The organism is Streptomyces sp. NPDC048389, from assembly GCF_040706335.1.
Classification (GTDB): domain Bacteria; phylum Actinomycetota; class Actinomycetes; order Streptomycetales; family Streptomycetaceae; genus Streptomyces.
Map to the genome: position 1 here is coordinate 24,194 of NZ_JBEZKP010000053.1, position 24,096 is coordinate 48,289.

21 protein-coding genes and 1 pseudogene are annotated in these 24,096 nt (G+C 72.5%); 14 read left to right on the forward strand and 8 right to left on the reverse strand.

The features are described from left to right. The first annotated feature begins 881 nt into the window (after window positions 1-881). Window positions 882-2,165 carry a peptidoglycan DD-metalloendopeptidase family protein gene (locus tag AB0903_RS27695; RefSeq protein ID WP_366707346.1) on the forward strand — a complete coding sequence of 428 codons (1,284 nt, stop codon included), beginning with the start codon at window positions 882-884 and terminating at the stop codon, window positions 2,163-2,165. Here AB0903_RS27695 and AB0903_RS27700 read toward each other — a convergent pair. Then, window positions 2,046-3,011, reverse strand: coding sequence for a DMT family transporter (locus tag AB0903_RS27700; RefSeq protein WP_366707348.1), 966 nt, complete (start codon window positions 3,009-3,011; stop codon window positions 2,046-2,048). The genes AB0903_RS27695 and AB0903_RS27700 overlap by 120 nt on opposite strands. Window positions 3,012-4,077: 1,066 nt before the next feature. Between AB0903_RS27700 and AB0903_RS27705 the strand changes: the two genes are divergently transcribed. Then, window positions 4,078-5,544 carry an SDR family NAD(P)-dependent oxidoreductase gene (locus AB0903_RS27705; protein ID WP_366707350.1) on the forward strand — a complete coding sequence of 489 codons (1,467 nt, stop codon included), beginning with the start codon at window positions 4,078-4,080 and terminating at the stop codon, window positions 5,542-5,544. A 300-nt stretch (window positions 5,545-5,844) separates the two neighbouring features. Further along, the gene (locus AB0903_RS27710) at window positions 5,845-6,015 is read left to right on the forward strand and encodes a hypothetical protein (RefSeq protein ID WP_366707352.1); all 171 of its coding nucleotides are present in this window, start codon (window positions 5,845-5,847) and stop codon (window positions 6,013-6,015) included. Window positions 6,016-6,149: 134 nt separating this feature from the next. Here the strand turns inward: AB0903_RS27710 and AB0903_RS27715 are convergent, their stop codons facing one another. After that, on the reverse strand, window positions 6,150-7,556 hold the full coding sequence (locus AB0903_RS27715; protein ID WP_366707354.1) for a lipase maturation factor family protein: 1,407 nt from the start codon (window positions 7,554-7,556) through the stop codon (window positions 6,150-6,152). Further along, entirely contained in the window at window positions 7,523-7,717 is a 195-nt protein-coding gene (locus AB0903_RS27720) for a hypothetical protein (protein ID WP_366707356.1), read from the reverse strand. The genes AB0903_RS27715 and AB0903_RS27720 overlap by 34 nt, the downstream gene beginning before the upstream one ends. A 474-nt stretch (window positions 7,718-8,191) precedes the next feature. On the opposite strand from AB0903_RS27720, the gene AB0903_RS27725 reads away from it, so the two are divergent. Next, complete coding sequence (locus tag AB0903_RS27725) at window positions 8,192-9,331, forward strand: DUF6777 domain-containing protein (RefSeq protein WP_366707357.1); 1,140 nt, start codon at window positions 8,192-8,194, stop codon at window positions 9,329-9,331. A gap of 62 nt (window positions 9,332-9,393) precedes the next feature. Further along, complete coding sequence (locus tag AB0903_RS27730) at window positions 9,394-11,466, forward strand: SpoIIE family protein phosphatase (protein ID WP_366707359.1); 2,073 nt, start codon at window positions 9,394-9,396, stop codon at window positions 11,464-11,466. 60 nt (window positions 11,467-11,526) lie between these two features. On the opposite strand, the gene AB0903_RS27735 is transcribed toward AB0903_RS27730, so the two are convergent. Continuing rightward, the gene (locus AB0903_RS27735) at window positions 11,527-11,916 is read right to left on the reverse strand and encodes a DNA polymerase ligase N-terminal domain-containing protein (RefSeq protein WP_366707361.1); all 390 of its coding nucleotides are present in this window, start codon (window positions 11,914-11,916) and stop codon (window positions 11,527-11,529) included. Between the two features lie 187 nt (window positions 11,917-12,103). On the opposite strand from AB0903_RS27735, the gene AB0903_RS27740 reads away from it, so the two are divergent. Continuing rightward, a complete protein-coding gene (locus AB0903_RS27740) occupies window positions 12,104-12,964 on the forward strand; it encodes a DNA-formamidopyrimidine glycosylase family protein (protein WP_366707363.1) in 861 nt (286 codons plus the stop codon). A 30-nt stretch (window positions 12,965-12,994) separates the two neighbouring features. Here AB0903_RS27740 and AB0903_RS27745 read toward each other — a convergent pair whose 3' ends face one another. After that, window positions 12,995-13,666 (reverse strand): zf-HC2 domain-containing protein, encoded by a 672-nt coding sequence (locus tag AB0903_RS27745; protein ID WP_366707365.1) that lies wholly within the window; start codon window positions 13,664-13,666, stop codon window positions 12,995-12,997. 218 nt (window positions 13,667-13,884) lie between these two features. On the opposite strand from AB0903_RS27745, the gene AB0903_RS27750 reads away from it, so the two are divergent. The 5 genes from AB0903_RS27750 to AB0903_RS27770 all read left to right on the forward strand — a co-directional run bounded on the left by AB0903_RS27750 (window position 13,885) and on the right by AB0903_RS27770 (window position 18,574). Next, window positions 13,885-14,682: a LytTR family DNA-binding domain-containing protein gene (locus AB0903_RS27750; RefSeq protein WP_366707367.1), complete on the forward strand. Its 798-nt coding sequence runs from the start codon at window positions 13,885-13,887 to the stop codon at window positions 14,680-14,682. A gap of 130 nt (window positions 14,683-14,812) precedes the next feature. Beyond that, window positions 14,813-15,082 (forward strand): hypothetical protein, encoded by a 270-nt coding sequence (locus AB0903_RS27755; RefSeq protein ID WP_366707369.1) that lies wholly within the window; start codon window positions 14,813-14,815, stop codon window positions 15,080-15,082. Between the two features lie 135 nt (window positions 15,083-15,217). After that, window positions 15,218-15,598 carry a hypothetical protein gene (locus AB0903_RS27760; RefSeq protein WP_366707371.1) on the forward strand — a complete coding sequence of 127 codons (381 nt, stop codon included), beginning with the start codon at window positions 15,218-15,220 and terminating at the stop codon, window positions 15,596-15,598. A 22-nt stretch (window positions 15,599-15,620) separates the two neighbouring features. Continuing rightward, a complete protein-coding gene (locus AB0903_RS27765) occupies window positions 15,621-17,354 on the forward strand; it encodes a cation acetate symporter (RefSeq protein WP_366707373.1) in 1,734 nt (577 codons plus the stop codon). After that, a complete protein-coding gene (locus AB0903_RS27770) occupies window positions 17,351-18,574 on the forward strand; it encodes a histidine kinase (protein ID WP_366707375.1) in 1,224 nt (407 codons plus the stop codon). The genes AB0903_RS27765 and AB0903_RS27770 overlap by 4 nt, the downstream gene beginning before the upstream one ends. A gap of 25 nt (window positions 18,575-18,599) precedes the next feature. On the opposite strand, the gene AB0903_RS27775 is transcribed toward AB0903_RS27770, so the two are convergent. Beyond that, window positions 18,600-19,115 carry a hypothetical protein gene (locus AB0903_RS27775; RefSeq protein WP_366707377.1) on the reverse strand — a complete coding sequence of 172 codons (516 nt, stop codon included), beginning with the start codon at window positions 19,113-19,115 and terminating at the stop codon, window positions 18,600-18,602. Window positions 19,116-19,199: 84 nt separating this feature from the next. Continuing rightward, window positions 19,200-19,817 carry a sigma-70 family RNA polymerase sigma factor gene (locus AB0903_RS27780; RefSeq protein ID WP_366707379.1) on the reverse strand — a complete coding sequence of 206 codons (618 nt, stop codon included), beginning with the start codon at window positions 19,815-19,817 and terminating at the stop codon, window positions 19,200-19,202. 276 nt (window positions 19,818-20,093) lie between these two features. Between AB0903_RS27780 and AB0903_RS27785 the strand changes: the two genes are divergently transcribed. Both AB0903_RS27785 and AB0903_RS27790 read left to right on the forward strand, forming a co-directional pair. Continuing rightward, window positions 20,094-21,284: a CapA family protein gene (locus AB0903_RS27785; protein ID WP_366707381.1), complete on the forward strand. Its 1,191-nt coding sequence runs from the start codon at window positions 20,094-20,096 to the stop codon at window positions 21,282-21,284. 479 nt (window positions 21,285-21,763) lie between these two features. Further along, entirely contained in the window at window positions 21,764-22,594 is an 831-nt protein-coding gene (locus AB0903_RS27790; RefSeq protein WP_366707383.1) for a polysaccharide deacetylase family protein, read from the forward strand. A gap of 7 nt (window positions 22,595-22,601) precedes the next feature. Here the strand turns inward: AB0903_RS27790 and AB0903_RS27795 are convergent, their stop codons facing one another. After that, window positions 22,602-23,249 carry a class F sortase gene (locus AB0903_RS27795; protein WP_366707385.1) on the reverse strand — a complete coding sequence of 216 codons (648 nt, stop codon included), beginning with the start codon at window positions 23,247-23,249 and terminating at the stop codon, window positions 22,602-22,604. 311 nt (window positions 23,250-23,560) lie between these two features. Between AB0903_RS27795 and AB0903_RS27800 the strand changes: the two are divergent. Then, window positions 23,561-24,010, forward strand: a pseudogene (locus AB0903_RS27800) (hypothetical protein); the annotation flags it as partial. Window positions 24,011-24,096 lie beyond the last annotated feature (86 nt).

A 24,096-nucleotide genomic window follows, 5' to 3' on the forward strand; every position in this document is an offset into this window, starting at 1 on the left:
AGGTACGTGCGGCCCCTACGCATACGTACGGGCGTGACGGGCCATTCACCGATCCTCGTGCCACGGGAGGACATCCGCACGCGGTTCGCGGGCCTCGCCCGTCGAGTCCCTGCCGGGCGCAGGGGCGGCCCCTCGTCCCGCACGGCGATCGAACCGGGCCGGACCGGACGCGGTGGAGGTGGGCGCGGCGACGCTCCCGCTTCCGCGTTCCTGAACCGCGGCGGCCACGCGGGCAGCCGCTGGCGCCCGTCCGCGGCGCGGCCCGGGGTCCACCGCGCGGCCGGTCGGCTCGGTCGGCCTTGATGGGCCTCGGTGGGCCGGGACCGGCGAGGTCTGGCCGAACCCGGCGAGGTCTGGCCGGGGCCGGTCCCAACGCCGGTGGGTGGTTTCGCCGGGGTGAAGCCTCCGGATGGGACCCCGGGCTCCCGTACTTGCCGGCCCCTCCCTGACGACGCCACGTCCGGCCGGCCCTCCTCCCTTCCACGCCCTTGCGCCGGGGCGTGCTTCGGCCCTCTGCACCCTGGCCACTGGGCGGCCGACCGTCGAGTTCCGGCCGTCTCCGTCCAGGCCGTCGGATGGAGCGGCGCTTTCGGGACAGCAGCCCCCGGCATGCCCCCGGAGCGGCACCCGGCGGCCAAGAAGCATGGACCGAGCCCTGCCCGAGGGCGTGACCCGGGCCCTCCAGGCCACACCCGGCGCCACCTCCCCCGGACGCCGACGGACACGGACCGGGCCGGACCGGGGCGTGACCCGGACCGACCGGGCCGGCCCGGACCGGCGGGATCGGGCCAGCGTTGCGCTGAAGCCTTGTCACTGTCCGTATGCGGCCCCTAAGTTGACCGATTGCGACATGACCAGAATCGCGCCCAGGGGGGACCGTCATGGCCGGAACCGGTCGGCACCGCAGATACCAGCCGAGCCGTATCAACCGCGCTTCGCTCACCGTCACCGCCGGCGGTGCCGGCATGGCCCTGCCCCTGGTCGGTGCGGGGTCCGCGCACGCCGCGTCCGTGGACGTGTGGGAGAAGGTCGCTGCCTGCGAGTCCACCAGCGACTGGCGGATCAACAGCGGCAACGGCTACTACGGCGGACTGCAGTTCAGCCAGTCCACGTGGGAGGCGTACGGCGGGCGGCAGTACGCGGCGCGCGCGGATCTGGCCACCAAGGAGCAGCAGATCGCCGTCGCGGAGAAGGTCCTCGAGGGACAGGGGCCGCGCGCCTGGCCGACCTGCTCGGCCAAGGCGGGGCTGACCCGTGGCGGCGAGTCCCCGGACATCGCGCGGACGGTGCCCCAGGAGGTGGCGCCGCCCAAGCGGACCGTGTCGAAGGACGCCGCGTCCCCGACCACGGTTCCCACGCAGCGCGAGGGCTACACCGTCGCCCGCGGCGATTCACTGTCCAAGATCGCGCGCTCGGAGCGGGTCGGGGGCGGCTGGCAGGGACTGTACGAGCGGAACCGCACGGTCGTCGGCGACGACCCCGATCTGATCTTCCCCGGGCAGCGGTTGACCCTGCGGGCCACCACCGCTCCGTCCCAGGAGCGAGTTCCCTCCGGAAGCGAACGCCCGGCCGCGAAGCCGCAGACCGAGTCGAAACCCCGCGCGGAAACGAAACCGCAGCCGGAGCAGCAGAAGCCGAAACAGCCGCAGCCGCCGTCGCAACAGCAGAAGCCGGAACAGCAGACGCCGCAAACGAAGCCGCAGCCCACCCCCCAGCCGAAGCAACAGAAGGCACAAGCGGCGGCACCCAAGGCGCCCGCCGCGCATTCCGTCGCCCCCGTCTCGGCCGGCACCTCGACCTCCTACCGCAAGACGGGTTCGTCGTGGTCGAGCGGCTACCACACGGGCGTGGACTTCGCCGTCCCGACCGGCACCTCCGTGAAGGCCGTCGCGGCCGGAAAGGTCGTGTCGGCCGGCTGGGGCGGCGCGTACGGGTACGAGATCGTCGTCCGGCACGGCGACGGCAGGTACAGCCAGTACGCGCACCTGTCGGCCATGAACGTACGGACCGGTCAGCAGGTGAGCGCCGGCCAGCGGATCGCCCGTTCAGGATCCACCGGCAACAGCACGGGACCGCATCTCCACTTCGAGATCCGTACGGGCCCCGGGTACGGCTCCGACATCGATCCCCTCGCGTACCTGCGGGCGAGAGGTGTGTCGATCTGATCCGGCCGGCCGGGGCAGCTCCGCACCGAGCCGCTCGACGGTGAGCAGGATCAGCCCGCCGGCCGCCACCACGCCGCAGCCGAGGGCGAGCACCGTGCCGGCCACGCCGTAGCGGAAGTCCTCGCCGAACATGGTGATGCCCACGACCGCCGCGACGACCGGGTTGAGCACGGTGAGTGTCGCCAGGGGCGCGGCGAGCCCCGCGCCTCGGTAGGAGGCTTGGGAGAGGAGCAGGCCGCCGACGGCCAGCGCGGCGATGACCGCGAGGCTCGGCCAGTGGGCGAACGGCGAGCTCCACATCCAGTCCACGGCGACGGACTTGGTGAAGACGGAAGCGATGCCGAAGGCGACGCCGGCCGCGCCCGCCAGCAGCACGCTGCGCTGGATCGGCCGGTGCACTCCCTGGGCGGCCAGGAAGAGCAGTGCGACGGTGCCGAGGGTGGCGGCCGCGAGGGCGCCGCGCCCGGCGGAGTCCAGCGGGCGGGATTCCGTCTCCCCCGTGAGGGCGAGGAGTCCGGCGAGGCCGACGGTCGCCATGATCGCCCCGCGCCAGGCGGTGGAGCCCGCCCGGCGTCGTACGAAGAGCGCGGCCATCGGCAGCGCGAAGACGATGGTCAGTGCTCCCAGGGGCTGCACCAGGCTCAGCGGGCCGTACGCGAGGGCCACCACGTGCAGGACCGCTCCCGTGCCGTTGAGGGCGACGGCGGCCCACCAGCCGGGCTGGTGCAGCGGCGCGTAGGGGCGTGAGGGAGTGGTGGTCGCCACGTGCTCCTGAAGGATCGCCCCGGCCGCGTAGGCGACCGCGGAGACCAGCGACAGGATCACGGACAGCGCGAGGGAACTCATAGTGACAACCATGTCCCCCTTCTGCCGTCACGTCGTCGTACCTGAGCAGGCACTTGCCCGTACTGCCGAAGTAGTACGGGGACGGGACCAAGGTCCGCCTCCGGGTGGGGGTGTGTGCCCCGGCCGGAGCGGCCGGGGTGCACACGGCTCGTCTCCAGTATCGGTTCGTCGGCCGTCGAGCGCCCACTTCTCCGACGCCGGACGACGCTTCTCCTAGTGAGCGCGGCGAACTCGGCCGCTGCCGTCCCTGCCGTCCCTGCCGTCCCTGCCGGGCTGTCGCCGGGTGGCACCTCCGCCCGGCCCTCGGGGCGCGGCCGCCCGTCGACGCCCTCGGTGTGGACCACCCGCGCGCTCCGCGCTCCGGCGGTCCACGCGGGGCGAACGGTGTGCCCTGGTCCTCCGGCTGCGCGGCGATCGTCGACGGCGGTGCCGCCGTCGACGATCACGGGCAGCCGCAGATCGGCTCGTGGCAGCGGCGCCTCCGCGGCGCCCGAGGCGAGCGCCATGAGAGCCGGCAGCGGTGCGCTCACGCAGGCGAGAGCTGTCGTGCGGCCGGTACGCCGCAGAGGGGTCCCTCCCCGACAGGGCATGCCGGACCCCCGTCCGGCATGCCCTGTCCCCCAGAAGTGGCCGGGCCGCAAATGGCGACCCGCCACGTCGGCTCTTCGGATCACATAGTGAGGTGCGCTCCCCCGCAGTTGTATGGGGACCGTGAAACCTGGCGCGAAACGGATGCGGCGCCCAGGGCCGGCCGAACGCGTCACAAGGAGTCACCCGGCGCGGGAAGCGGCCGCCGCGACGGCCGGACCGTCAGGCGGCGCCTGGGGCGAGCCGCTGCCACAACCTGCAAAGGTCTAGACCTGTCTTCTTGTTGTGGATCTCCGGCATGCGCTTGCGGAATTCGGCCAACTCGCGTTCCACCCGGTTGCCCCGATCGTTCCGGGGAGCGGCCCGTCCCCGCCGGGGGGTCCCACGTGACGGGTGTCATTTGGTCGGCACCTCAACAGTCAGTAAAGTCGAGCTTTTGAAACGTGGCATTCGAGTGACCTAGGAACGGCTACAAGCGATGACGGTGACAGAGGACAGCCCGGTGGCGTACGGGCCGGGCATCGACCCGGAGCGGCTGGCCGTCTGCCTGAGCGTGCTCGAAGAGCTCGACAAGCTCGAGGTCGACCACCCCGACGCGATCGCGGTGCGCCGCGCCACCGCCGGTGTGTACCGGACGGTGAAGCAGCGCCGCCGCCAGGAGCGCCGCGCGGCCAAGACGGCCCACGACAAGGCCGTCACGGAGGCGACCGCGACGGGTTCCGCGGCACGCATCGACGACGAGACGCAGGGCGTGCTGCCGTCGTCCTCGTCCCAGGGTGAGATCGCGGGCATACTGCGGCGCCCCCGCTCCTGCTACATCTGCAAGACCCGCTATGTCGAGGTCGACGCCTTCTATCACCAGCTCTGCCGGCAGTGCGCAACGGAGAACCGTGCCCGTCGCGACGCCCGCGTCGACCTGACCGGCAAGCGTGCCCTGCTCACGGGCGGCCGGGCCAAGATCGGCATGTACATCGCGCTGCGGCTGCTGCGTGACGGTGCTCACACGACCATCACCACCCGCTTCCCGAGTGACGCGATCCGCCGCTTCAAGGCGATGCCGGACAGTGACGAGTGGATCCACCGGCTCAAGGTCGTGGGGATCGACCTGCGCGACCCGGCGCAGGTCGTCGCCCTCGCCGACTCCGTCGCGGCCGCCGGCCCGCTCGACATCCTGATCAACAACGCAGCTCAGACGGTCCGCCGTTCCCCGCAGGCGTACCGGGAGCTGGTCGCCGCCGAGTCGGCGCCGCTTCCGGCGGGCGAACTGCCGCCCGCCGAGGTCATCGGCACGTTCGGCAGCGGCGCCGTCGAGTCGGTGGCCGCCCTGCCGTCGTCCGGTGCGCAAGGGCTGACGGCGCAGGACGTCACGGATCTCGCCCTGGTCAGCGGCTCCGCCTCCCTGGAACGCATCGCGGCGGGCACGGCCATCGACGCGGGTGGCCTGGTGCCCGACCTGCACGACACGAACAGCTGGATCCAGACCGTCTCCGAGGTCGACCCGGTCGAGCTGCTCGAGGTCCAGCTGTGCAACTCGACCGCGCCGTTCATCCTGATCAGCCGTCTCCGTCCGGCGATGGCGGCGGCACGGTCCCGGCGGAAGTACGTCGTCAACGTCTCCGCGATGGAGGGCGTCTTCAGCCGCGGCTACAAGGGTGCGGGCCACCCGCACACCAACATGGCCAAGGCGGCGCTGAACATGCTGACCCGCACCAGCGCCCAGGAGATGTTCGAGGCGGACGGCATCCTGATGACGGCCGTGGACACCGGCTGGATCACCGACGAGCGGCCGCACCCCGACAAGATGCGTCTCGCGGACGCAGGCTTCCACGCTCCTCTCGACCTGATCGACGGCGCGGCCCGCGTCTACGACCCGATCGTGCGCGGTGAGGAGGGCGAAGACCTGTTCGGCTGCTTTCTCAAGGACTACGCCCCCGCCAACTGGTAGACCGCCGACCGCACATCGCACCGCCTGCCACGGCCGGTGCACCCGTCACGGGTGCACCGGCCGTCGGTTTCTGTCCGGACGCCGGGATCGGCCTGAATCGAGTGGAATCCGAGGCGCTATCGAGCGCGGCGGCGCTCATTTGGTTATCGTGAGGTGGACGGATGAGCCACCAAGGGGTCCACAAACCCCCTTCGGCCGTCCTGGGACAGGTCTGCAACCAGGCCGCGGTCCCGCCCGAGTGACGGCGCCACCGCGACCGAACTGCCCCTGCCCCAGTTGCGCGACACAGAGGAGTGCGCGGTGACACCAGATGTGAAGCAAGACCAACGACCGCCCGAGCGCGGCGGTGAACGGGCCGGCAAGGCCGAAGAGCTCCGCAATCTCGAGGTCTGGGCCCGCTCGGCCCCGATCCGGCTCGCCGGATACGAGGAGGACCTCGCCGAACCGCACATCCTGCCGAGCATCGACTGACCAGCGCTTTCCGTGTGCCCCCTGCCGCCCCGCAGGGGGCACACCGCTGCCCCGGGCGTGCACGGGCCCGCCCGCGGTGGCGGCGGGAGGGGCGCCGGGCGGGTGGTTGCGACGGGTGGGCCGCGCCCCGGCGGTCATGACAACCGTGTCGGCGCCAGGAACTCGCGTACGAAGGTGCGGTGCCACCGCGCCCCGGTCTCCCGCCGTTCGCGCCGGGTCGTGAACCGATAGCGGTAAAGCCGTGCCCGCACCTGCGCGGGCGGTTCGTCCGGGAAGGGGTTGCGTCGCAGCAGCCGGAGCGTGTCCCGGTCCCCTTGGAGCAGCCGCTCCACGAACGGCAGGAACCACGACCGCGCGTAGGCGGGGGAGAGCGCGGCGAACCACATCATCCAGTCGAGTCGCAGATGGTACGGCGCGTACTGGCGCGGCAGCCGGCGCACGTCGCCCGGCTTGCCCTTGAACTCGTACTCCCGCCAGACGGTGTCCTCGTGAACGGTCCTCTCGTCCGTGCCCTGGACCACCAGTTCCTGTCGGACCCGGCCCACCGTGCCGAAGGCGCCGTAGGAGTTCACCAGGTGCAGCGGGTCGTAGGAGCGGTTCATCGCCTGGTGCCGGGAGAACAGGTTGCGTGCCGGGCGGTAGCTGAGGGCCACCACCAGCGCGGTCACGGCGATCACCACGATCCGGTACCAGAGCGGGGCCTCGGGCAGGGTGCCTGTGCCCGCGATCAGCGAGCCGTCGACCGCGGAGAGGGCGAGGACGATCGTCAGCCAGTTGAGCCAGGCGAAGTTGCCCGACAGGACGAGCCACACCTGGGTCACCACGATCAGTCCCGCGGCGACGCTCGCCACCGGCTGCGGGGCGAACAGCAGCACCGGTACGCCGAGTTGGACGACATGGTTGGCCGCGGCCTCGAACCGGTGGGCGGGCCCCGGCAGCAGGTGGAAGAGCCGGCTCAGCGGGCCGGGCATCGGCTGGGTCTCATGATGGAAGTACAGGCAGGTCAGATTGCGCCAGCAGGCGTCACCGCGGAGCTTGATGAGCCCCGCACCGAACTCCACCCGGAACAGCAGCCAGCGCAGCAGCCACAACACCAGTACCGGCGGCTCGACCTGTTCGTTGCCGAGGAAGACAGCGAGGAAACCGGTTTCCAGCAGCAGCGACTCCCATCCGAAGCCGTACCAGGTCTGGCCCACGTTGACGATCGACAGGTACAGCAGCCACAGCACCGCCCACCAGGCCATCGCCGCCCCGAGTGGCAGCCGGTCGGCCGCCCCGGCGACCAGGGCCGCCGAGAGCAGGCATCCGGTCCAGGCGACCAGGGCGAAGAAGCGGTCCGAGTAGTGCAGCCGGAACAGGGTCGGTGCACTGCGCCCGTCCGTCCGGCGCAGGAAGTCGGGTACGGGCAGCATGCCGCGTTCGCCGATCAGCGCCTTGAACTGCAGTGCGGCGGAGAGGAAGGCGACGAGATACACGGCGGCCAGAGCCCGCTGGAAGACCAGCCGGCTCAGCTGGTAAGCGTCGTCGCCGAACCATTCCATCGCTTCCAGTATCGGCCCGCCGTCCGGGAAGCCGCGGCGATCCGCCGCAGCGTGTTGCCCGGCCGCCGTGCGTACCGGCGTTGCGTTGCGGGTACGACCGGGGCGCCGAGCCGGCTGTGGCAGGCGGCGTGCCGACCGAGCGCCGGCACGGTGAACCGCACGGAGCCGTCTCGCGCAGGTCCACGGTGTACGCCTCCTCGCCGGTTCCGGGGGGCCGGTGTGCGTGCGGTGCGCGAAGTCGGCGAAGCGGAAGTGCGGCACGGTCAGCGCCAGGGTCGGCAGCGTGAACCCGATCGGCAGCGTGAACCCGCAGCGTGAAGCCGAACGGCTCGCCGGCCCGCGGGGTGACCGGCCCGCTCCGTGATCGGCGCGAGGCTCGCGGCGGGCGATCCGCCGAACGGGCGCGAGCCGTCCGGAGTCCATCAGCCGCAGTCCCGCAGGGACGACGAACGGCATCCCGGACGTGACGATCAGGTTGACCAGTACGGACATGTCGCACTCGCCATTGATTGCCCGTGTTGTCACGCCGCGGCGCCGGCCCCGTGAACGGAACTGAACACGTTCAAGTCGCGTCGCTCGTGATGATCCGTCAGAAATGGAGGGACGTTCCGAGTTGCGGAAGGCAGGAGATCTTGGTGCGCTCACCGATGCGTGGTCTGTACGCGGCGGTCGCCGCGCTGTGCGTGGGGCCGCTGGCCGCCGGTTGCGGCGGCGAGAGCAAGGCGGCCGAACCGGAGGAGATCCTCCTCCAGTCGTCCGCGGCGCAGGGACCGGACCCCTTCACGGCGTCGACCGCCGCGGCCGGAGCGCCGCCCGCTCTGCCGAGCGTCGCGAGCGCGCCCAAGAGCCCCTCCGGGGGAGGGGTGACACTGCGCACCATGTCCGGCGCGACGCCGGGCCTGTACGCAGGCACCCAGGAGGTGGCGGCCTGCGACGTGGCGCGGCAGGCAGGGCTGCTTGCCGCGAAGAAGGAGAAGGCCCGCGCGTTCGCCGAGGCGGCGGGGGTCGACCCGTCGGGCATCGGTGCCTTCCTGCGCGGCCTCACCCCGGTCGTGCTGCGCACCGACGTCCGCGTCACGGGCCACGGCTTCCACGACGGCTCGGCCGTCGCCCGGCAGTCGGTCCTCCAGGCCGGTACTGCGATCCTGGTCGACCAGTACGGTGCCCCGCGGGTGCGGTGCGCCTCCGGTACGCCGTTGAAGCCGCCGGTCCCGGCAGCGGCCGGGATGGTCACCACGGGCACGGCCTGGCCCGCGTACCGCGCCGACCGGACGCTCGTCGTCAAGCCGGCGGGCCAGCCCGTCAACAACCTGCTGCTTGTGAGCATCGTGGACAACGGCTGGATCGAGCGCCCGAGCGGCACCGAGGGCGAGGACGACTCCCGGCCCGCGGCGCTGCCGCCCGTGGATCCCGAGGAGGTCTTCGCCGACCCCGGCCGCACCGGGCCGGACGGCGACGTCGACCCCGCGGGCGCGGAGGGCGCGACCTCCGGGTCGCCCCCGGCGCAGCCGCAGCCGGACGCCGAGCCGCCCGCCCGGCCCGCGGAACCCGCCCCGCCGGCCGTGCCCGACCTTCCTGCCGCCCCCGCCCCCCAGCCCGATCTGCCCGACCTGCCGGCGGGGCCGGACCTCGTGGAACCTGTGCCCGCCGAGCCGGTGCTTCCCGGCGGCGCGAGTGGCGAGGGCGGTGCGAGCGGTGCGGCGGGAAACGGACCGGACGCGCCGTCCGACACGGCTCCGGACGTGCCCGCCGAAGGTGGCGCTTTCCGGCGCTGACCGCGGCGCAGGCCCTCGCCAGACAGCTCGTGGATCGCGACAAACCATGACAGAGTAGCCCCATGGCTGATCGGGCAGCGGGTGCCCTGTCGCTCCCCGACGACTGGCCGGCGCACGCGGACGTGAGTCTCGTCCTCAACCGGATGGGAACCTTCGACTGGGACCTCACCAGCGGACTCATGCACATGGACGGGCCCGGTCTCGACGTGTTCGACCTGCGCCCGGAGGAATACGACGGCCGCCCCGAGAGCCTGTCGGCACGGGTGCCCGCCGACGAAGCCGTCCGGCTGGACACCATGGTCGCCCAGGCCCTCAAGAACGGGAACGACAACTACGGCGCCTACTTCCGCATCCGGCGCCGCGACGGGCACCTGCGCTGGACCCACACCCAGGCATGCGTACGCCGGGACGGGACCGGCCGCCCCGTGCGCATCATCGGGATCGTCAGGGACGCGACGCAGGAGCTCGCCGACTCCACCGCCCATGTCGAGGTCGACCTCGAGCGCCGCAGGCAGACCAGCGTCGTCGAGAGCACCACCGCCGCCCTCGCCCACGCCCGTACCGTGCAGGACGTCATCGAGCTGCTGAAGAACTCCCACGGCATGGAGCACCTCGGTGCCACCAGCCTCGTCATGGGCCTCCTCGAATCCGGCCGGATCCACCTGGTGGCGGAGGGTCCCGAAGGCTCCTTCGTGCCAGGCACCCGCTACACGAGGGTCGACGAGCAGTACCCGATGAGCGAGGTGGTGCGTACGCTCACTCCCCGCTTCATCGAGTCCAAGGCCGATTTCGCCCGGTCGTACCCGGTCCTGTGGCCGCACATCAGCGGGCTCGGCATCACCGCCGCCGCCTATCTGCCGCTGATCGCGCAGGCCCGCCCCATCGGCGCGCTCGGCCTGCTCTACCGCGACAAGACGGCCTTCAGCGCCGACGAGCGCAATCTGCTGGTCGCGCTCGGCAGCAGCATCGCGCAGAGCCTCCAGCGCGCCGTGCTGTACGAGCAGGAGCACGACCTCGCCGAGGGCCTGCAGCAGGCCATGCTGCCGCGCCGGATCCCCGACGTCCCGGGCGCGCAGATCGCGGTGCGCTACCGCTCCGGGCGGTTCGGCCGGGACATCGGCGGCGACTGGTACGACGTCATCGCCTTGCCGGGCGGTCGCGTAGGGGCGGTCATCGGCGACGTACAGGGCCACGACACGCACGCGGCCGCCGTGATGGGGCAGCTGCGTATCGTGCTGCGGGCCTACGCCGCCGAGGGCCACACGCCCGCCACCGTCATGGCCCGCGCCTCCGTCTTCCTGCACGAACTGGACACCGACCGGTTCGCGACCTGCACCTACGCCGAGGTGGACCTGTCGACCGGGGTGGTGCAGGCGGTCAGGGCCGGTCACGTCGACCCGCTGATCAGGGAACCCGACGGCAGCTGCCGACGGCTGGTGCTCCAGGGCGGGCTGCCCCTGGGGCTCTCCGCTGAGTTCGGCCGGCTGGAGTACCCGGTCGGCACCGTCGAACTCGACCCCGGGCAGACGCTGGTGATGTACACGGACGGCCTTGTCGAACAGCCGGGCGCAGACCTCGACGACGGCATGCAGCTGCTGGCCCAGCTGGTGCACAGCGGCCCGCGCGATATCCAGCTGCTGGCCGACCGGCTCTGCGAGGTGGTGGACGAACGAGGCGGTGACGACGACGTGGCGCTCCTGCTGCTGCGCCGCAAGGGCGCCTACACCGCCCAGCCGGGCGGCCGGCTCCGGCAGCACGTCGCCCAGGGTGACCCGGAGGGGCTGCGAGCGGCCCGCCGGATGGTCCGCGCGGCCGTAGCGGCGTGGGGGGCCCGCCACCGCGCGGACGAGGTCGAACTGGCCGCGGACGAACTCATCACCAATGCGCTGACGCACACCGACGGCCCGGCGATCGTCACGGTACGTGTGCCGGCCCGTGGGGAACGGCGGCTGCGGGTGGAGGTCGAGGACCGGTCCAGCGCCCTGCCGCGCCGGCGCGAGGCGGGCGTGTCGGGCGTCTCCGGGCGGGGCCTGATGCTGGTGGAGCAGCTGTCCGACAGCTGGGGCGTCGAATCCCGGGGCAGCGGCAAGTGCGTGTGGTGCGAGTTCCGTATGCCGGACCGGCCCGCGCCGTGACGGGGACGTCCGCAGCCCTGTCGCCCTCACTGCCGTTCAGGTGGCTCTCTTCACTGCCGTTCAGCGGCGGTCGGTCTCCGCGTCCGCGGCCACCCGCCCCAGGGTGCGGCCGGGGCGGGCGGAACGGGCGCGGCGCGGATCCGGTGCGTCGTGCGAGGAGGCGTACCGGTCGTGTTTCTTCACCAGCAGCCGGCTCTCGCGCTCGCCGTCCCGGCCGCCGCGGGTGCGGGTGAGCGCGTAGCCGCCGTGCAGCTTCGCGCCGTCGAGCCAGAACGAGGCGTGCCCGTCCTCCAGAGCCTCGGCGAAGGGGATCTCGTGGCCGCGCCGGTCGGTGGCGAGGCCGCGGTAGATGCCCTCGTCCCGGATGGTGAGGGCCCCTGCGCCGTACTCGCCCGCCTTGATGACCCCTTCGTGGTCCGCGTACTCAAGGGGGTGGTCCTCGGTCGGCATGGCCGGCCGCTTCGCGTCCGGGTCGGCGGCGGCCCTTGGGGAACCGCCCTGACGACGCCGTCCACGTCGAGGCGGAAGCCGACTCTTCGGCGGCACGGCCACCCGCGTGTACGGGCTCTGAGCGATCGTCCACGGGCTTCGCACGATTCGGCGCGCGACCGGCCGTCCGCTGCGGCAGTGTGGAGACATGCCCGAACTGCCCGAGGTCGAGGCGCTGCGCGAGTTCCTCGGCACCCACCTGGTGGGCCGCCGCATCGCCCGAGTGCTGCCGGTGGCCGTCAGCGTACTCAAGACGTACGACCCGCCGCTCTCCGCCGTGGAAGGCACACAGGTCACCGCCGTTGACCGGCACGGCAAGTGGCTGGACGTCACCGCGGGCGGCCTCCATCTGGTGATCCACCTCGCCCGCGCCGGCTGGCTCCGGTGGCAGGACGACCTCCCCGCCGTGCCGCCCCGGCCCGGCAAGGGCCCGCTGGCCCTGCGGACGGTGCTGGCGGAGGGCGGCGGTTTCGACCTCACAGAGGCCGGTACGACCAAGCGCCTCGCCGTGCACCTCGTGTCCGACCCGGCCGATGTCCCCGGTGTAGCGGCCCTTGGGCCGGACCCGCTCGCCGACGACTTCGACCGTGCCGCGTTCACCCGCGCGCTCGCCGGTGAGCGGCGGCAACTCAAGGGAGCGCTGCGCGACCAGAGCCTGATCGCCGGCATCGGGAACGCGTACAGCGACGAGATCCTCCACGCGGCGAAGATGTCGCCCTTCAAACCGGTGCAGAACCTGGACGAGGCCGAGCGGGACGCACTGTACGACGCGCTGCGGACGACGCTCGGCGAGGCCGTCGAACGCTCCCGGGGAGTGGCGGCAGGCCGCCTCAAGTCGGAGAAGAAGAGCGGGCTGCGCGTCCACGGCCGCACCGGCGAGCCCTGCCCCGTCTGCGGCGACACCGTACGCGAGGTGTCCTTCAGCGACTCGTCGCTGCAGTACTGCCCGACCTGCCAGACCGGCGGCAAGCCGCTCGCCGACCGCAGGCTCTCCCGCCTGCTCAAGTGAGGCCCGGACTGCTCGGTGCGGCTCGGGCCGTCAGCCGCCGATCGACAGCAGCCGCTCGCCGCCGTCCGATCGGACCTCCCAGCGGCCGATCTCGGTCGGATGCAGCCCGGTGCTCGCCTCCAGATCCAACGGGCCCTGCCCGTCGGATTGCCCGGAGATCCCGTAACCGCCTTCTGGGACCCACCAGCTGAGCACCGGATGCTCCGCCCCGTCCTTGCCGATCGCAACGAGCCGGCAGGTGCGCGGACCGGCGAGCCCGCTCAGCCGCATCGCGACCGACGTGCCCCAGTCGCGGTCCTCCAGCGCCACCGACGCGGTCACCCCCGAGACGGGGTCGGACGCGACGACCCGGGGCGGCCCGGGCTCCTGCGCGGCGCCCCTGACGGTGACCACCGCGACGGGCAGGGCGACGATCAGCGCGGCGGCCACGGCCGCCAGCCGCAAGCGCCGCCGGCGGTCCCGCCGCCGCTGCACCGCCACTGCGCCGGTCAGGCGTTCCAGCAGCTGCGGCCCGGGACGGGCGTCGATCCGACCGGGGCCGGCGAGCTCGGACAGCGCGGTCGCGACGCCGGTGAAGTCGGACAGCCCCACGGCACACGCGACGCAACCGGCGAGATGCTCCTCGAACCGATGGGCGTCGGCCGGTTCCAGGATGCCCAGGGCATAGGCGGCCACATCCCGGTGCGGCTGCTGCCGGCTCATGGGCGGTCCTCGTTTCCTCAGGATGTTACGGGCGGTCACCCTTGAATACGCAGCGGGAAGGCGCTCTGCTCAACCCGCCCGGGACACGGCCGCGATCGCAAAGCCGCGCTCCCCGACCAGGGGCGTGGCCGCAGCCCCCCAAGCGGACCTCGTGCCCCTCCCGGCAGGCTCCGCCGTGACCGGCAAGCACCGCCGGTCGCGGCACTAGACTCCGCCCCATGCTGCGCGTACTGGCTGTCGACGACGAGAAACCGGCGCTCGAGGAGCTGCTCTACCTCCTGCGCGCCGACTCACGGATCCGCAGCGCGGAGGGCGCCACGGACGCCACGGAGGCGCTGCGCCGCATCGGCCGCGCCCTGGAGGCCGGCCCGGACGGGGAGGACGACATCGACGTCGTGTTCCTCGACATCCACATGGCGGGGCTCACCGGGCTGGACGTCGCGCGGCTCCTCGCCGGATTCGCCAGGCCGCCCCTGATCGTCTTCGTCACGGCACATGAAGGCTTCGCGGTCCAGGCGTTCGACCTCAAGGCCGTCGACTACGTGCTCAAGCCCGTGCGCAGGGAACGGCTCGCCGAAGCGGTACGCAGGGTCAGCGACCTCGTCGTCACCCTGCGCGAACCACAGCGCACCGACCAGCCGGTGCCGGCGCCGGAGACCACGCAGCAGACCCCGGCCGGGGGAGCTGAGCAGATACCCGTCGAACTCGGCGGGGTCACCCGCTTCGTGCCGGTGGACGACATCACCTACGTCGAGGCACAGGGCGACTACGCCCGTCTGCACACCGCCGCGGGCAGTCATCTCGTCCGCATCCCGCTGTCCGCCCTCGAGGAGCGCTGGGCCTCGCGCGGGTTCGTCCGTATCCACCGCAGCCACCTGGTGGCCCTCGGCCGCATCGACGAACTGCGGCTGGACGCCGGCGCGACGACTGTACGGGTCGGCGGCGCAGAGCTCGCGGTCAGCCGGCGTCACGCGCGCCAGCTGCGTGACCTGCTGCTGCGGCACGCCAGGGGCTGACCGACCGTTCGGCGATCATCAGCGGCCGTTCGCCGCGCGGAACCCGCCGCACGGCGACGCGGCGGCGGACCCGGCCACGACCGCACCCGCCCGCGCCTAACCTTGATCGCGCCGGGGAAGAAGGGGCCTGATGCGCGACATCGACGCACTGCTGGACGAGCTCCGCGGTGTTCCGCACACCCGTCCGGCAGACGCCCGTGACCTCGAGCAGCTCCTCGCCACCGTGCGCAGCGCCGCCGGGCGGTGGGCCGACGTGCTGGACGAGATCCGCCAGTCGGCACGGGGCATCGCCGGGCCGCGTGCGGAAGCGGCCCTCGAGGTCGCCTTCCGCCGGGCCGAGGAGTCCTACGTCGAGCTGGAGATCGCGCTGCGGGACTGCGCCGGTGACGTTGGCCGCTGAGCCGCGGCCGGGAGGGGGCGGGAGCGGCCGGGAGATCTCCCAGGAGAGCTCCGATCATCTCTACCGTCGCAGATCCGTGCTGCGTAGACTCCACCCTCTCCCCGAGTACGCCGACAGACGCTGGAGCGGACGACCATGTCTGCAGAGCAACCCCCACGCCGTGTGGTGGTCACCGGTGTGCCGCGCGGCACCCGTCGCCCGCCCGGCCACGCACCCGCCCGCTCCGAGATCAGCGAGCAGACCACCCTCGGCACCACCTATGTCCGCTCCCTGATGCGCAGCCAGCTGCGGGCCGCCCTGTACGCGCTCGGCACGCTCGCCCTGCTCGTCGGCTCGCTGCCGCTGCTGTTCGCACTGCCCGCCGCCCTCGGCTATTCGCCCGGGTCACCGGAGCCGTTCGTCTGGGTCGTGCTCGGCGTGGCGGTCTACCCCCTGATGTGGCTGATCGCCCGCTGGTACGTGCGCCGCGCAGAGCGGAACGAGCGCGACTTCACCAGACTTGTCGAGGGCCGCTGACGGTGCCGGCGGGGGAAGCCACGTGAACCAGACCTACGCGGTGGCCGCCGTCACCGCCGTGGTGTTCGCCACCGTGCTCGTCGGCGCGCTCGGCCTGCGCATATCCCGAACGACCTCCGACTTCTACGTCGCGTCCCGCACCGTCAGGCCCGCTCTCAACGCGGCCGCCATCAGCGGCGAGTACCTCTCCGCCGCTTCCTTCCTCGGCATCGCGGGGCTGGTGCTCCTCCAGGGTCCGGACCTGCTCTGGTACCCGGTCGGCTACACGGCCGGGTATCTCGTCCTCCTGGTGTTCGTCGCGGCCCCGCTCCGCCGCTCCGGGGCGTACACGCTCTCCGACTTCGCGGACGCCCGCCTCGAATCTGCGCAGGTGCGCAGGCTCGCGAGCCTCTTCGTCGTCGGCATCGGCTGGCTGTACCTGCTGCCGCAGCTCCAGGGCGCCGGCCTGACCCTGCAGATCCTCACCGGTGCGCCGGACTGGGTGGGCAGTGTCGTGGTGGCCGTGGTCGTCACCGGAGCCGTCGCCGCCGGCGGGATGCGCAGCATCACCTTCGTCCAGGCGTTCCAGTACTGGCTGAAGCTCACGGCCCTGCTGGTCCCGGCGATCTTCCTCGTCGCGGCCTGGGTCGGCGACGGCGCTCCGCGTGCCCGGTTCGACGCGCCCGCCGTCTTCCAGAAGCACACCGCCGTCCGCGTCGACGACACGGTCCGTGTCGAGGTGGAGGCGCCGCTGACGCTCACCGTCTCGGGAACGGTCGACGGCGTGCGGCACGAGCGGCGCACTCTCACCCTGACCGACGGCACGCACCGGATCGAGGCGGGGACGACGCTGCGCTTCCCCGAGGGCGCGGAGGTCCCCCGGTCCAGCGGCGAGGGCACCGGCCCGTTCAGCTGGTCCCAGCCGCTGTCCGGCGGCCGGGACGGCCACCAGCTGTACGCGACGTACGGGCTGATCCTCGCCACGTTCCTCGGCACCATGGGCCTGCCCCATGTCGCCGTCCGCTTCTACACCAGTCCCAACGGCAGGGCCGCCCGCCGTACCACCCTGGTCGTGCTCGCGTTGATCGGCGCCTTCTACCTGCTTCCGCCGGTCTACGGCGCGCTGGGCCGCATCTACGCACCCGAGCTGGCGCTCACCGGCGCCGCCGACGCCGCGGTACTGGTGCTGCCGGACCGCGTCATCGGCGGGGTCGCCGGTGAACTGCTCGGCGCGCTGCTCGCCGGCGGCGCGTTCGCCGCCTTCCTGTCCACCGCCTCCGGGCTCACCATGTCCGTGGCCGGAGTGCTCACCCAGGACGTGCTGCCCTCGCGCGGTGTACGGCACTTCCGCCTCGCGACCCTGTTCGCGATGGCAGCGCCGCTCGCGCTGAGCGCGGTGGCGACGAAGGTGCCGGTCGCCGACGCGGTCGGCCTCGCCTTCGCCGTCTCCGCCTCCTCGTTCTGCCCGCTGCTGATCCTCGGCATCTGGTGGCGGGGGCTCACCCCGCCGGGCGCGGCGGCCGGTCTCGTCGTCGGCGGCGGCGCGGCGCTGACCGCGGTGATGGCCACCCGCACCGGGCTGGCACCGGAGGGCTGGACGCACACGTTGATGGCCTGGCCCGCCGTCTGGTCGGTACCGCTCGGTTTCCTGACGATGGTCGGGGTGTCCCTGGCCACCCCGCGCCACATACCGGCCGGCGCCGCCGCGACCCTGGCCCGGCTGCATCTTCCAGAGGGTTTGATGGGCCGGCCGCAGCACGAAGGAGCACCACGATGACCGGGACCGGGGCGGCCGCGCTGGCAGCGGCGGGGCTCCTGCTGCTGGCTCTCGGCACGGTGATCGGCCGGCTGACGGCCGGCCGCGGCGGTGACCGGCCGGACCTCGACCTCGGCACGCCCGTCGAGCGCGCGACCTTCCACACCCTGCACACCGCCTCCCTCGCCGCGCCGCCGCTGCGGGCGGGCCTCACGGAGGACACGGCGCGCAAGGCCGCCAGGCGGCTGCGCCCGCTGCTCGGCACGGAAGCCCTCTGCCTCACGGACCGCGACGGGGTGCTCGCCTGGGACGGGCCCGGTGCGGACCGTCACCGGCAGCAGGTCATGGCGCTGGTGGCGGAGGTGCTCTACTCGGGGCGCAGCCGGAGTGTCCACGCCGAGTGCGACGAGTTGGACTGCCCGCTGCGCTGGGTCGTGATCGCACCGCTGACCGGCGAGGAAGGGGTGCTGGGCGCCCTGGTCGCCTACGGCTCCCGGGAGTCGGCCGTACTGGTACGGGCGGCCACCGAGGTGGCCCGCTGGGTCTCGGTGCAGCTGGAACTGGCCGAGCTGGACCGGTCCCGCACCCGGTTGATCGAGGCGGAGATCCGCGCACTGCGGGCGCAGATCTCCCCGCACTTCATCTTCAACTCGCTGGCCGCGATCGCGTCGTTCGTCCGCACCGACCCCGAGCGGGCCCGTGAACTGCTGCTCGAGTTCGCCGATTTCACCCGGTACTCGTTCCGTCGGCACGGCGAGTTCACCCAGCTCGCCGACGAACTGCGTTCCATCGAGCAGTACCTGGCCCTCGCCGGGGCCCGCTTCGGCGACCGGCTCAAGGTCACGCTCCAGGTGGCCCCGGAGGTCCTGCCGGTCGCCCTTCCCTTCCTGTGCCTCCAGCCACTGGTCGAGAACGCCGTCAAGCACGGCCTCGAGGATTCCAGGAACGCGTGCCGCGTCACGATCGCCGCCCAGGACGCGGGTGCTGAGGCGATGGTGACCGTGGAGGACGACGGTGTGGGCATGGACCCGGAGGTGCTGCGCGCCATCCTCGCCGGGGAGCGCACCACGTCGTCGGGCATCGGCCTGAGCAACGTCGACGAGCGGCTGCGCCAGGTGTACGGGGACGACTACGGCCTGGTCATCGAGACCGCCGTCGGCGCCGGAATGAAGATCACCGTTCGGATACCCAAGTACCGGGCGGGTGTCCACTCCTCGGGAGGTCCGCGCGTCCTGCCCTGACCCGTCCCGGCCGCAGGCGAACGGCTCACCACAGGTGGACCGCCAGGTGCCCGAGCGGCAGGCCGAGCTCCCAGGCGGGCATCCACACCTGCGCCGCCTCGTCGAGCTGGGGGTCCGCGGGCCGCGAGGAGTGCCACGGCTCGAGGCCCCCGAGGTCGGCGGCGAGCAACTCGGTGTCGCGCAGCAGGCGCCAGGTGTCCGCCGCGAGCGCGAGGTCGGGGTCCTCGCCGCCGTGCCGTTCCCGTGCCGTACGGGCCGCGAGCCGCTCCATCACCCACTGCGGCCAGGGATGCCCGTACGCGGTGACGGCCAGCCAGTCGTCGACACACGCCGCCGGCGAGGCCCCGGAGAGCGGGTCGGAGCCGTCGCACAGATGGATGGTGAGCGCGAGCGCCTGCCGGCCGGCCCGGAACTCGAGCGAGGCGGGATCCACCAGCGCTGCGGTGCGCATCATCTCGTCCGCCGTGTACTCGGCGCACAGCCACGCCATGGGGACGGTGATGCCCCCTCCGCTGGTGCCGTTCGTACTTCCGGGCCGCATGTTCCTCACCCTCTCCCGTAGGACCGGGTCCGCCTCTCGACGACGAGCCTCCACCGACAGACACGGTGGGGAGGACCGGTTCGCTCAACTCGCGCGTGACGTTTCGCATACGTCCGCCCGCCGCCCGAGACCGGTGGGGGAGGAGGCCATCACCGTGGCGCCCGGGGCGGAGGTGGTTGTGCGCCTGCTGTACCCGGGCAGACAGCGGGCCAGCGCGCGGAGCGCGTAGTGCGAACGCGACTTGACGGTTCCCGGCGGGATGCCGAGGGACTGCGCGGCCTCATTGACACTCATCCCCTGGAAGTAGATCCGGACCAGGACGGCGCGGTGCTCCGGGCTGAGCGAGCCGACCGCGGCACGCACGTCGAGGGCGGCCACCGCGCTCTCGGTGACGTCCGCAGGGTCCGGTGTGATGGCCAGCACCCCGTCGCCGATCTCGGCGGGCCGGGCCATCCGGGAGCGCCGGGCGTCGATGGCGAGGCGGCGCCCCACGGTGAACAGCCAGGGGCGCATGGACTCGTACGGGGCGTCGAAAGCCTCGGGATGCTGCCAGGCCCGGACCAGTGTCTCCTGCAGCAGGTCCTCGGCGCGCTGCTGGTCCCCGTAGGTGAGACCGAGCAGAAAGCTCAGCAGCGCGGGGCCGTGTTCCCGCTGCAGCTCTGCCAATGCCTGCTCGTCGGTCGTCGCGGTCGCCGTCGCCATCGCCTACACCCTTCTCCGCAGAGGTCCGCTGACACGTGGCGTATACGAACGCATCCCTGCGCACAGCGACAGACGGTGTACCGCGGTCTGTCGGCGAACGGTCGCACCGAGCGGCGAATGGTGCGGTGAGCGGTCGACCGGGCCGCCGGAGGCGTGGAACGTGCAGGTCCGTTGCAGCGACCGCGTCGGCCGTGCCGCTTGACTCGGCGTGTCCTCCCCTGTGGATTCGGCGTGTCCGATATTCCGTTAATCACATGAATGGGAGAGTGGTCGGTGATGCCACACGCGCGACCCGCACCACGGGCCACGGCGGCCGTCTGTGCCGTCCTGCTCGCAGGAGCAGTGGGCTGTGCCGGACACGACCCCGGCCACCCGGCCGCACCCCGGCCCGGCTCCGAGAGTGCCGGAGTCGGGGCCGCGTCCACGCCCCACGGCTTCACCCTCGTGGCAAGCGGGGACGTCCTGCCGCACGACTCCGTCATCGACCAAGCGCGGCTGGACGCCGGCGGCCACGGCTACGACTTCCGCCCCATGCTCGCGGGGGTCGCCCCGGTCGTCTCCCGCGCCGACATCGCCCTGTGCCACATGGAGACCGTCTACGGGGAGAACGGGCACTACACCGGCTATCCGAGCTTCAAGTCGCCGCCGGAGATCGCCACCGCACTCGCCCACACCGGCTACGACTCCTGCTCCACCGCCTCCAACCACACGCTCGACGACGGCGCCGCCGGAGTGCGGCGCACTCTGGACGCCCTCGACCGTGCGGGCGTCAGGCACGCCGGCTCCGCCCGCACCCCGCAGGAGGCGGACCGGCCGGCCTGGCTCACGGCCGGCGGCGCCAAGGTGGCCCACCTCGCCTACACCTACGGCACCAACGGCATCCCGCTGCCCGAAGGGCAGCCGTGGGCCGTCGACCTCCTCGACGAGCGGCAGATCCTCGACGACGCGTGCGCCGCCAGGACCGCCGGCGCCGACGTGGTGGTCGTGAGCCTCCACTGGGGCACCGAATGGCAGATCCGACCGGACGGGCAGCAGTTGGACCTCGGCCGGTCCCTCACCGCCTCCACGACCGGCGGGCGACCCGACATCGACCTGATCCTCGGTACCCACGCGCACGTGCCCCAGGCGTACGAGAAGGTCAACGGCACCTGGGTCGTCTACGGCATGGGCGACCAGATCGCCGGCGACATGATCAACCACTGGGGCGAGCAGGACCCCCGTGGCAACCAGGGCACCCTCGCCCGGTTCACCTTCTCGCCGCCCGCCACCCCGGGGGGCCGGTGGGACGTCACGAAGGCCGAATACATCCCCCAGTGGATGGACACCGCCGCCGGCCGGGTCGTCAACCTGCCGGAGGCGATCCGCCGCGAAGGCCCCCGCGCCGACTACATCGCTGCCCAGAAGGCCGTCACCGAGGCGGTCCTCGGTCGTGGCGCGGCACAGGACGGCCTCACCATGGGCCGCTGAAAGCGGCTACGGGCGCCGAGCAACGGCCACCGGGCACGGGGTCACCGAGGAAGGCTGCGAGACCAGTACGTCACCGGCCACGCCCCCGCCTTCACCCGCCGCACCACGACCGCCCGACGCGCTTGTGCCCGGCCGACTCCCGACGCACCCACCACCACCGCGTCCGCCCGCAGCCCGTCCGCCGCCGCGGGCAGCGCATCCTGCCGTCTCGCCGCGGCCGCAGGTCTACGCGGCCACCCGCAGCAAGGAGCCGGAGCCGTCGAGCCCGCGACGAGCACCTGCCGGCCGTCGGTGCCCGCTCGAACCGCCGGGGCGGGTACTCGGTCACACCCATCAGGTCGTGGAGGCTGTACGCCCACCGGGACGGTTTCGCGGTCATGGACGTGCGCCCTCTCGCCTGCTGCTCCCATCGGGTGTTTTCGCCGGTACAACCGGGTGTTGATCAACCGGTCACGGCAGCGGCGTGCGAGCAGTGACCCATGAAGAAGGATCAACTGCCGCCCGGCCGACGCTCGATGTTCCGCATCGCCGCATGCCTCGGCGCCGCCGCCGTCGGTGGCCTGCTCGCCGGCGAGCAGGCCGAGACCCCGGGACGCGGACCGGCGGCCGGCGGACCGCAGGCCGCCGCCGCACCTCCGCCGAAGGCCGCCTCCTACCGGCTGCGGCCCCTGGCGGCCTACGCGGCGCCGGCCCTGCGGCGCGCCAGGCCGCCGGTGCGTGAGCGGCCCTTCCTCGAGGTCCCGGACATGGGCCGTGCGATGGTGCTCACCTTCGACGACGGTCCCGACCCGCGCTACACCCCCGACATCCTCGCCATCCTGCGCGAGTACGGAGTGCGGGCGATGTTCTTCGTGTGCGGCGAGATGGCGACCGGCAACCGCGACCTCCTGCGTGAGATGGCCGATGACGGCCATGTGGTCGGGAACCACACCTGGTCCCACCCGCTCGTCCCGAAACTGCCGCCGTCCAGGATCCGCGACCAGCTGGGCCGCACCAGCGAGGTCATCGAGAAATCCCTGGGCGAGGCACCGTTGTGGTACCGCGCGCCCTACGGCGCCTGGAACAAGCACTCGTTCGAGATCGGCGCGGAGCTCGGCATGGAGCCGCTCGGCTGGACCCTCGACACCTTGGACTGGACGCGGCCGGGCACCTCGACCATCGTCCGGAGGGTGCTGCGGGGCGCCGCCCCCGGCGTGGTGGTGCTCTCGCACGACGCGGGCGGAAACCGCTCGCAGAGCGTGGCGGCGCTGCGCCGCTATCTGCCGGAGCTGCTCTACGACGGCTACCGGATCACGGTGCCGCGCCGCTGACCTCTTGTCAGGACACGTCGACCATGCGGGCGAAGACGACGACGTTGCCGTCGTAACCGTCCGCCTTGGAGTATCCACCGCCGCAGGTGATCACCCGCAGCTCCGGCTGGCCCGTGTCGGCGTACACCCGGACGCCGGGGAAGTCGTGCTTGGAGAAGACCTCGACGCCGTACACCTCGAAGACGGCGACGCGGCCGTCGAAGCGGGGCACCTCGATCCGGTGGCCCGTCCTGACGGACCCGAGGCCGTAGAAGACGGCCGGTCCGGCCTCGTTGTCGACGTGGCCCACGATGACGGCGGTGCCGCGCTGTCCGGGCGAGATGCCGTTCTGGTACCAGCCGGCGAGGTTGGGATCCTGCGGCTCCGGCGCCGCCACCCACCCGTCCTGGTCCAGGCCGACGTTCACGATCGGGGCGTCCACCGTGATCGCGGGGATGCGCACCCGCTTGGCCGCCGCGTACGGCAGCGGCTCGAGCGGTACCGGAAGGAACACCTCGCCGGCCCTGGCGTGCGAGGCGGCGGCCGCGGGCTGAGGCGGTCCGAGACCCACGTCCACACCGTTCTTGACCAGGGCGATGCCCGTGAGCATCGCCAGAGCCAGTACGCCCCAGGGCGAGCGCCTCCTCCGCTCCCAGCCGTACCTGTCCTGGCCCATGGTTCTCCCTTCGTGCGCTTGTGGGCACGCTAAGCGGGGTCCGGTGCTCCGGCGAGGGGGGAAGCGCGAACGGGTGGCCGCGGCCAGTGGGGATGACCCATCCGAGTAAGAGGGCGGACAAAACTTCTGACAGCCCGTGACCTGCGGGTCCGTCAGGCCAAGGGGTGCTTCGTCGGCGTGTCGGCTCACCGGGGTGGACCAAGGCCGAAATGCGATGAAAGCGCCATCCGGTGATCGTTCGTCATGGAAGACGTACTCGTCGATCATCCCGGAGCGCCGCTTTGGGGCGTCTTCCTTCTGGAGGTTCAACGATGCGTGCCTCACGCGCTCTCGCAGCGACGGTGACCGCTTTCGCGGCCGTCGGACTGTGCGCTCCCACGGCCGCTGCCGGCGGCGGCAACGGCCCGACGAACGTTCAAGTCAGCCCGTCCTCGGTCCACCAGGGCGGCATCCTGACCGTCACCGTCGAAGGCTGCAACCGCGGCGGTGTGGTCAGCTCCAACGCGTTCCCGGACGCCACGCTCTCCAGCGGTGACCGGGACCGGGACCGGGACCGCGACCGCGACCAGGACCGTGAGTGGGCCGGCGACAGGGGCGGCGTGTCGGTTGCCACGGCCCGCGTCCGCAACAACGCGACCCCCGGGCGGTACAGCCTGACGGTCAGGTGCAACGACAACCCGCAGACCGCCACGGCTTCGTTCCGGGTGCTGCCCGGCCGCGCCGCGACGGGCGGAATCGGCGGTTCGATCGGCCCGACCGCGAGGAGGACATCACCACCGTCGGCGGCGACCCGTTCGAGGTCGGCCAGGTCTTCGCGCGGCGCTGGATGGAGCGGCTGCCGGAGAAC

Coding starts and splice junctions, on each gene's coding strand:
- AB0903_RS27695 (WP_366707346.1), top strand. CDS start 882: ATGGCCGGAACCGGTCGGCACCGCAGATACCAGCCGAGCCGTATCAAC.
- AB0903_RS27700 (WP_366707348.1), bottom strand. CDS start 3,011: ATGAGTTCCCTCGCGCTGTCCGTGATCCTGTCGCTGGTCTCCGCGGTC.
- AB0903_RS27705 (WP_366707350.1), top strand. CDS start 4,078: ATGACGGTGACAGAGGACAGCCCGGTGGCGTACGGGCCGGGCATCGAC.
- AB0903_RS27715 (WP_366707354.1), bottom strand. CDS start 7,556: ATGGAATGGTTCGGCGACGACGCTTACCAGCTGAGCCGGCTGGTCTTC.
- AB0903_RS27730 (WP_366707359.1), top strand. CDS start 9,394: ATGGCTGATCGGGCAGCGGGTGCCCTGTCGCTCCCCGACGACTGGCCG.
- AB0903_RS27735 (WP_366707361.1), bottom strand. CDS start 11,916: ATGCCGACCGAGGACCACCCCCTTGAGTACGCGGACCACGAAGGGGTC.
- AB0903_RS27740 (WP_366707363.1), top strand. CDS start 12,104: ATGCCCGAACTGCCCGAGGTCGAGGCGCTGCGCGAGTTCCTCGGCACC.
- AB0903_RS27745 (WP_366707365.1), bottom strand. CDS start 13,666: ATGAGCCGGCAGCAGCCGCACCGGGATGTGGCCGCCTATGCCCTGGGC.
- AB0903_RS27750 (WP_366707367.1), top strand. CDS start 13,885: ATGCTGCGCGTACTGGCTGTCGACGACGAGAAACCGGCGCTCGAGGAG.
- AB0903_RS27755 (WP_366707369.1), top strand. CDS start 14,813: ATGCGCGACATCGACGCACTGCTGGACGAGCTCCGCGGTGTTCCGCAC.
- AB0903_RS27760 (WP_366707371.1), top strand. CDS start 15,218: ATGTCTGCAGAGCAACCCCCACGCCGTGTGGTGGTCACCGGTGTGCCG.
- AB0903_RS27770 (WP_366707375.1), top strand. CDS start 17,351: ATGACCGGGACCGGGGCGGCCGCGCTGGCAGCGGCGGGGCTCCTGCTG.
- AB0903_RS27775 (WP_366707377.1), bottom strand. CDS start 19,115: ATGCGGCCCGGAAGTACGAACGGCACCAGCGGAGGGGGCATCACCGTC.
- AB0903_RS27780 (WP_366707379.1), bottom strand. CDS start 19,817: ATGGCGACGGCGACCGCGACGACCGACGAGCAGGCATTGGCAGAGCTG.
- AB0903_RS27785 (WP_366707381.1), top strand. CDS start 20,094: ATGCCACACGCGCGACCCGCACCACGGGCCACGGCGGCCGTCTGTGCC.
- AB0903_RS27790 (WP_366707383.1), top strand. CDS start 21,764: ATGAAGAAGGATCAACTGCCGCCCGGCCGACGCTCGATGTTCCGCATC.
- AB0903_RS27795 (WP_366707385.1), bottom strand. CDS start 23,249: ATGGGCCAGGACAGGTACGGCTGGGAGCGGAGGAGGCGCTCGCCCTGG.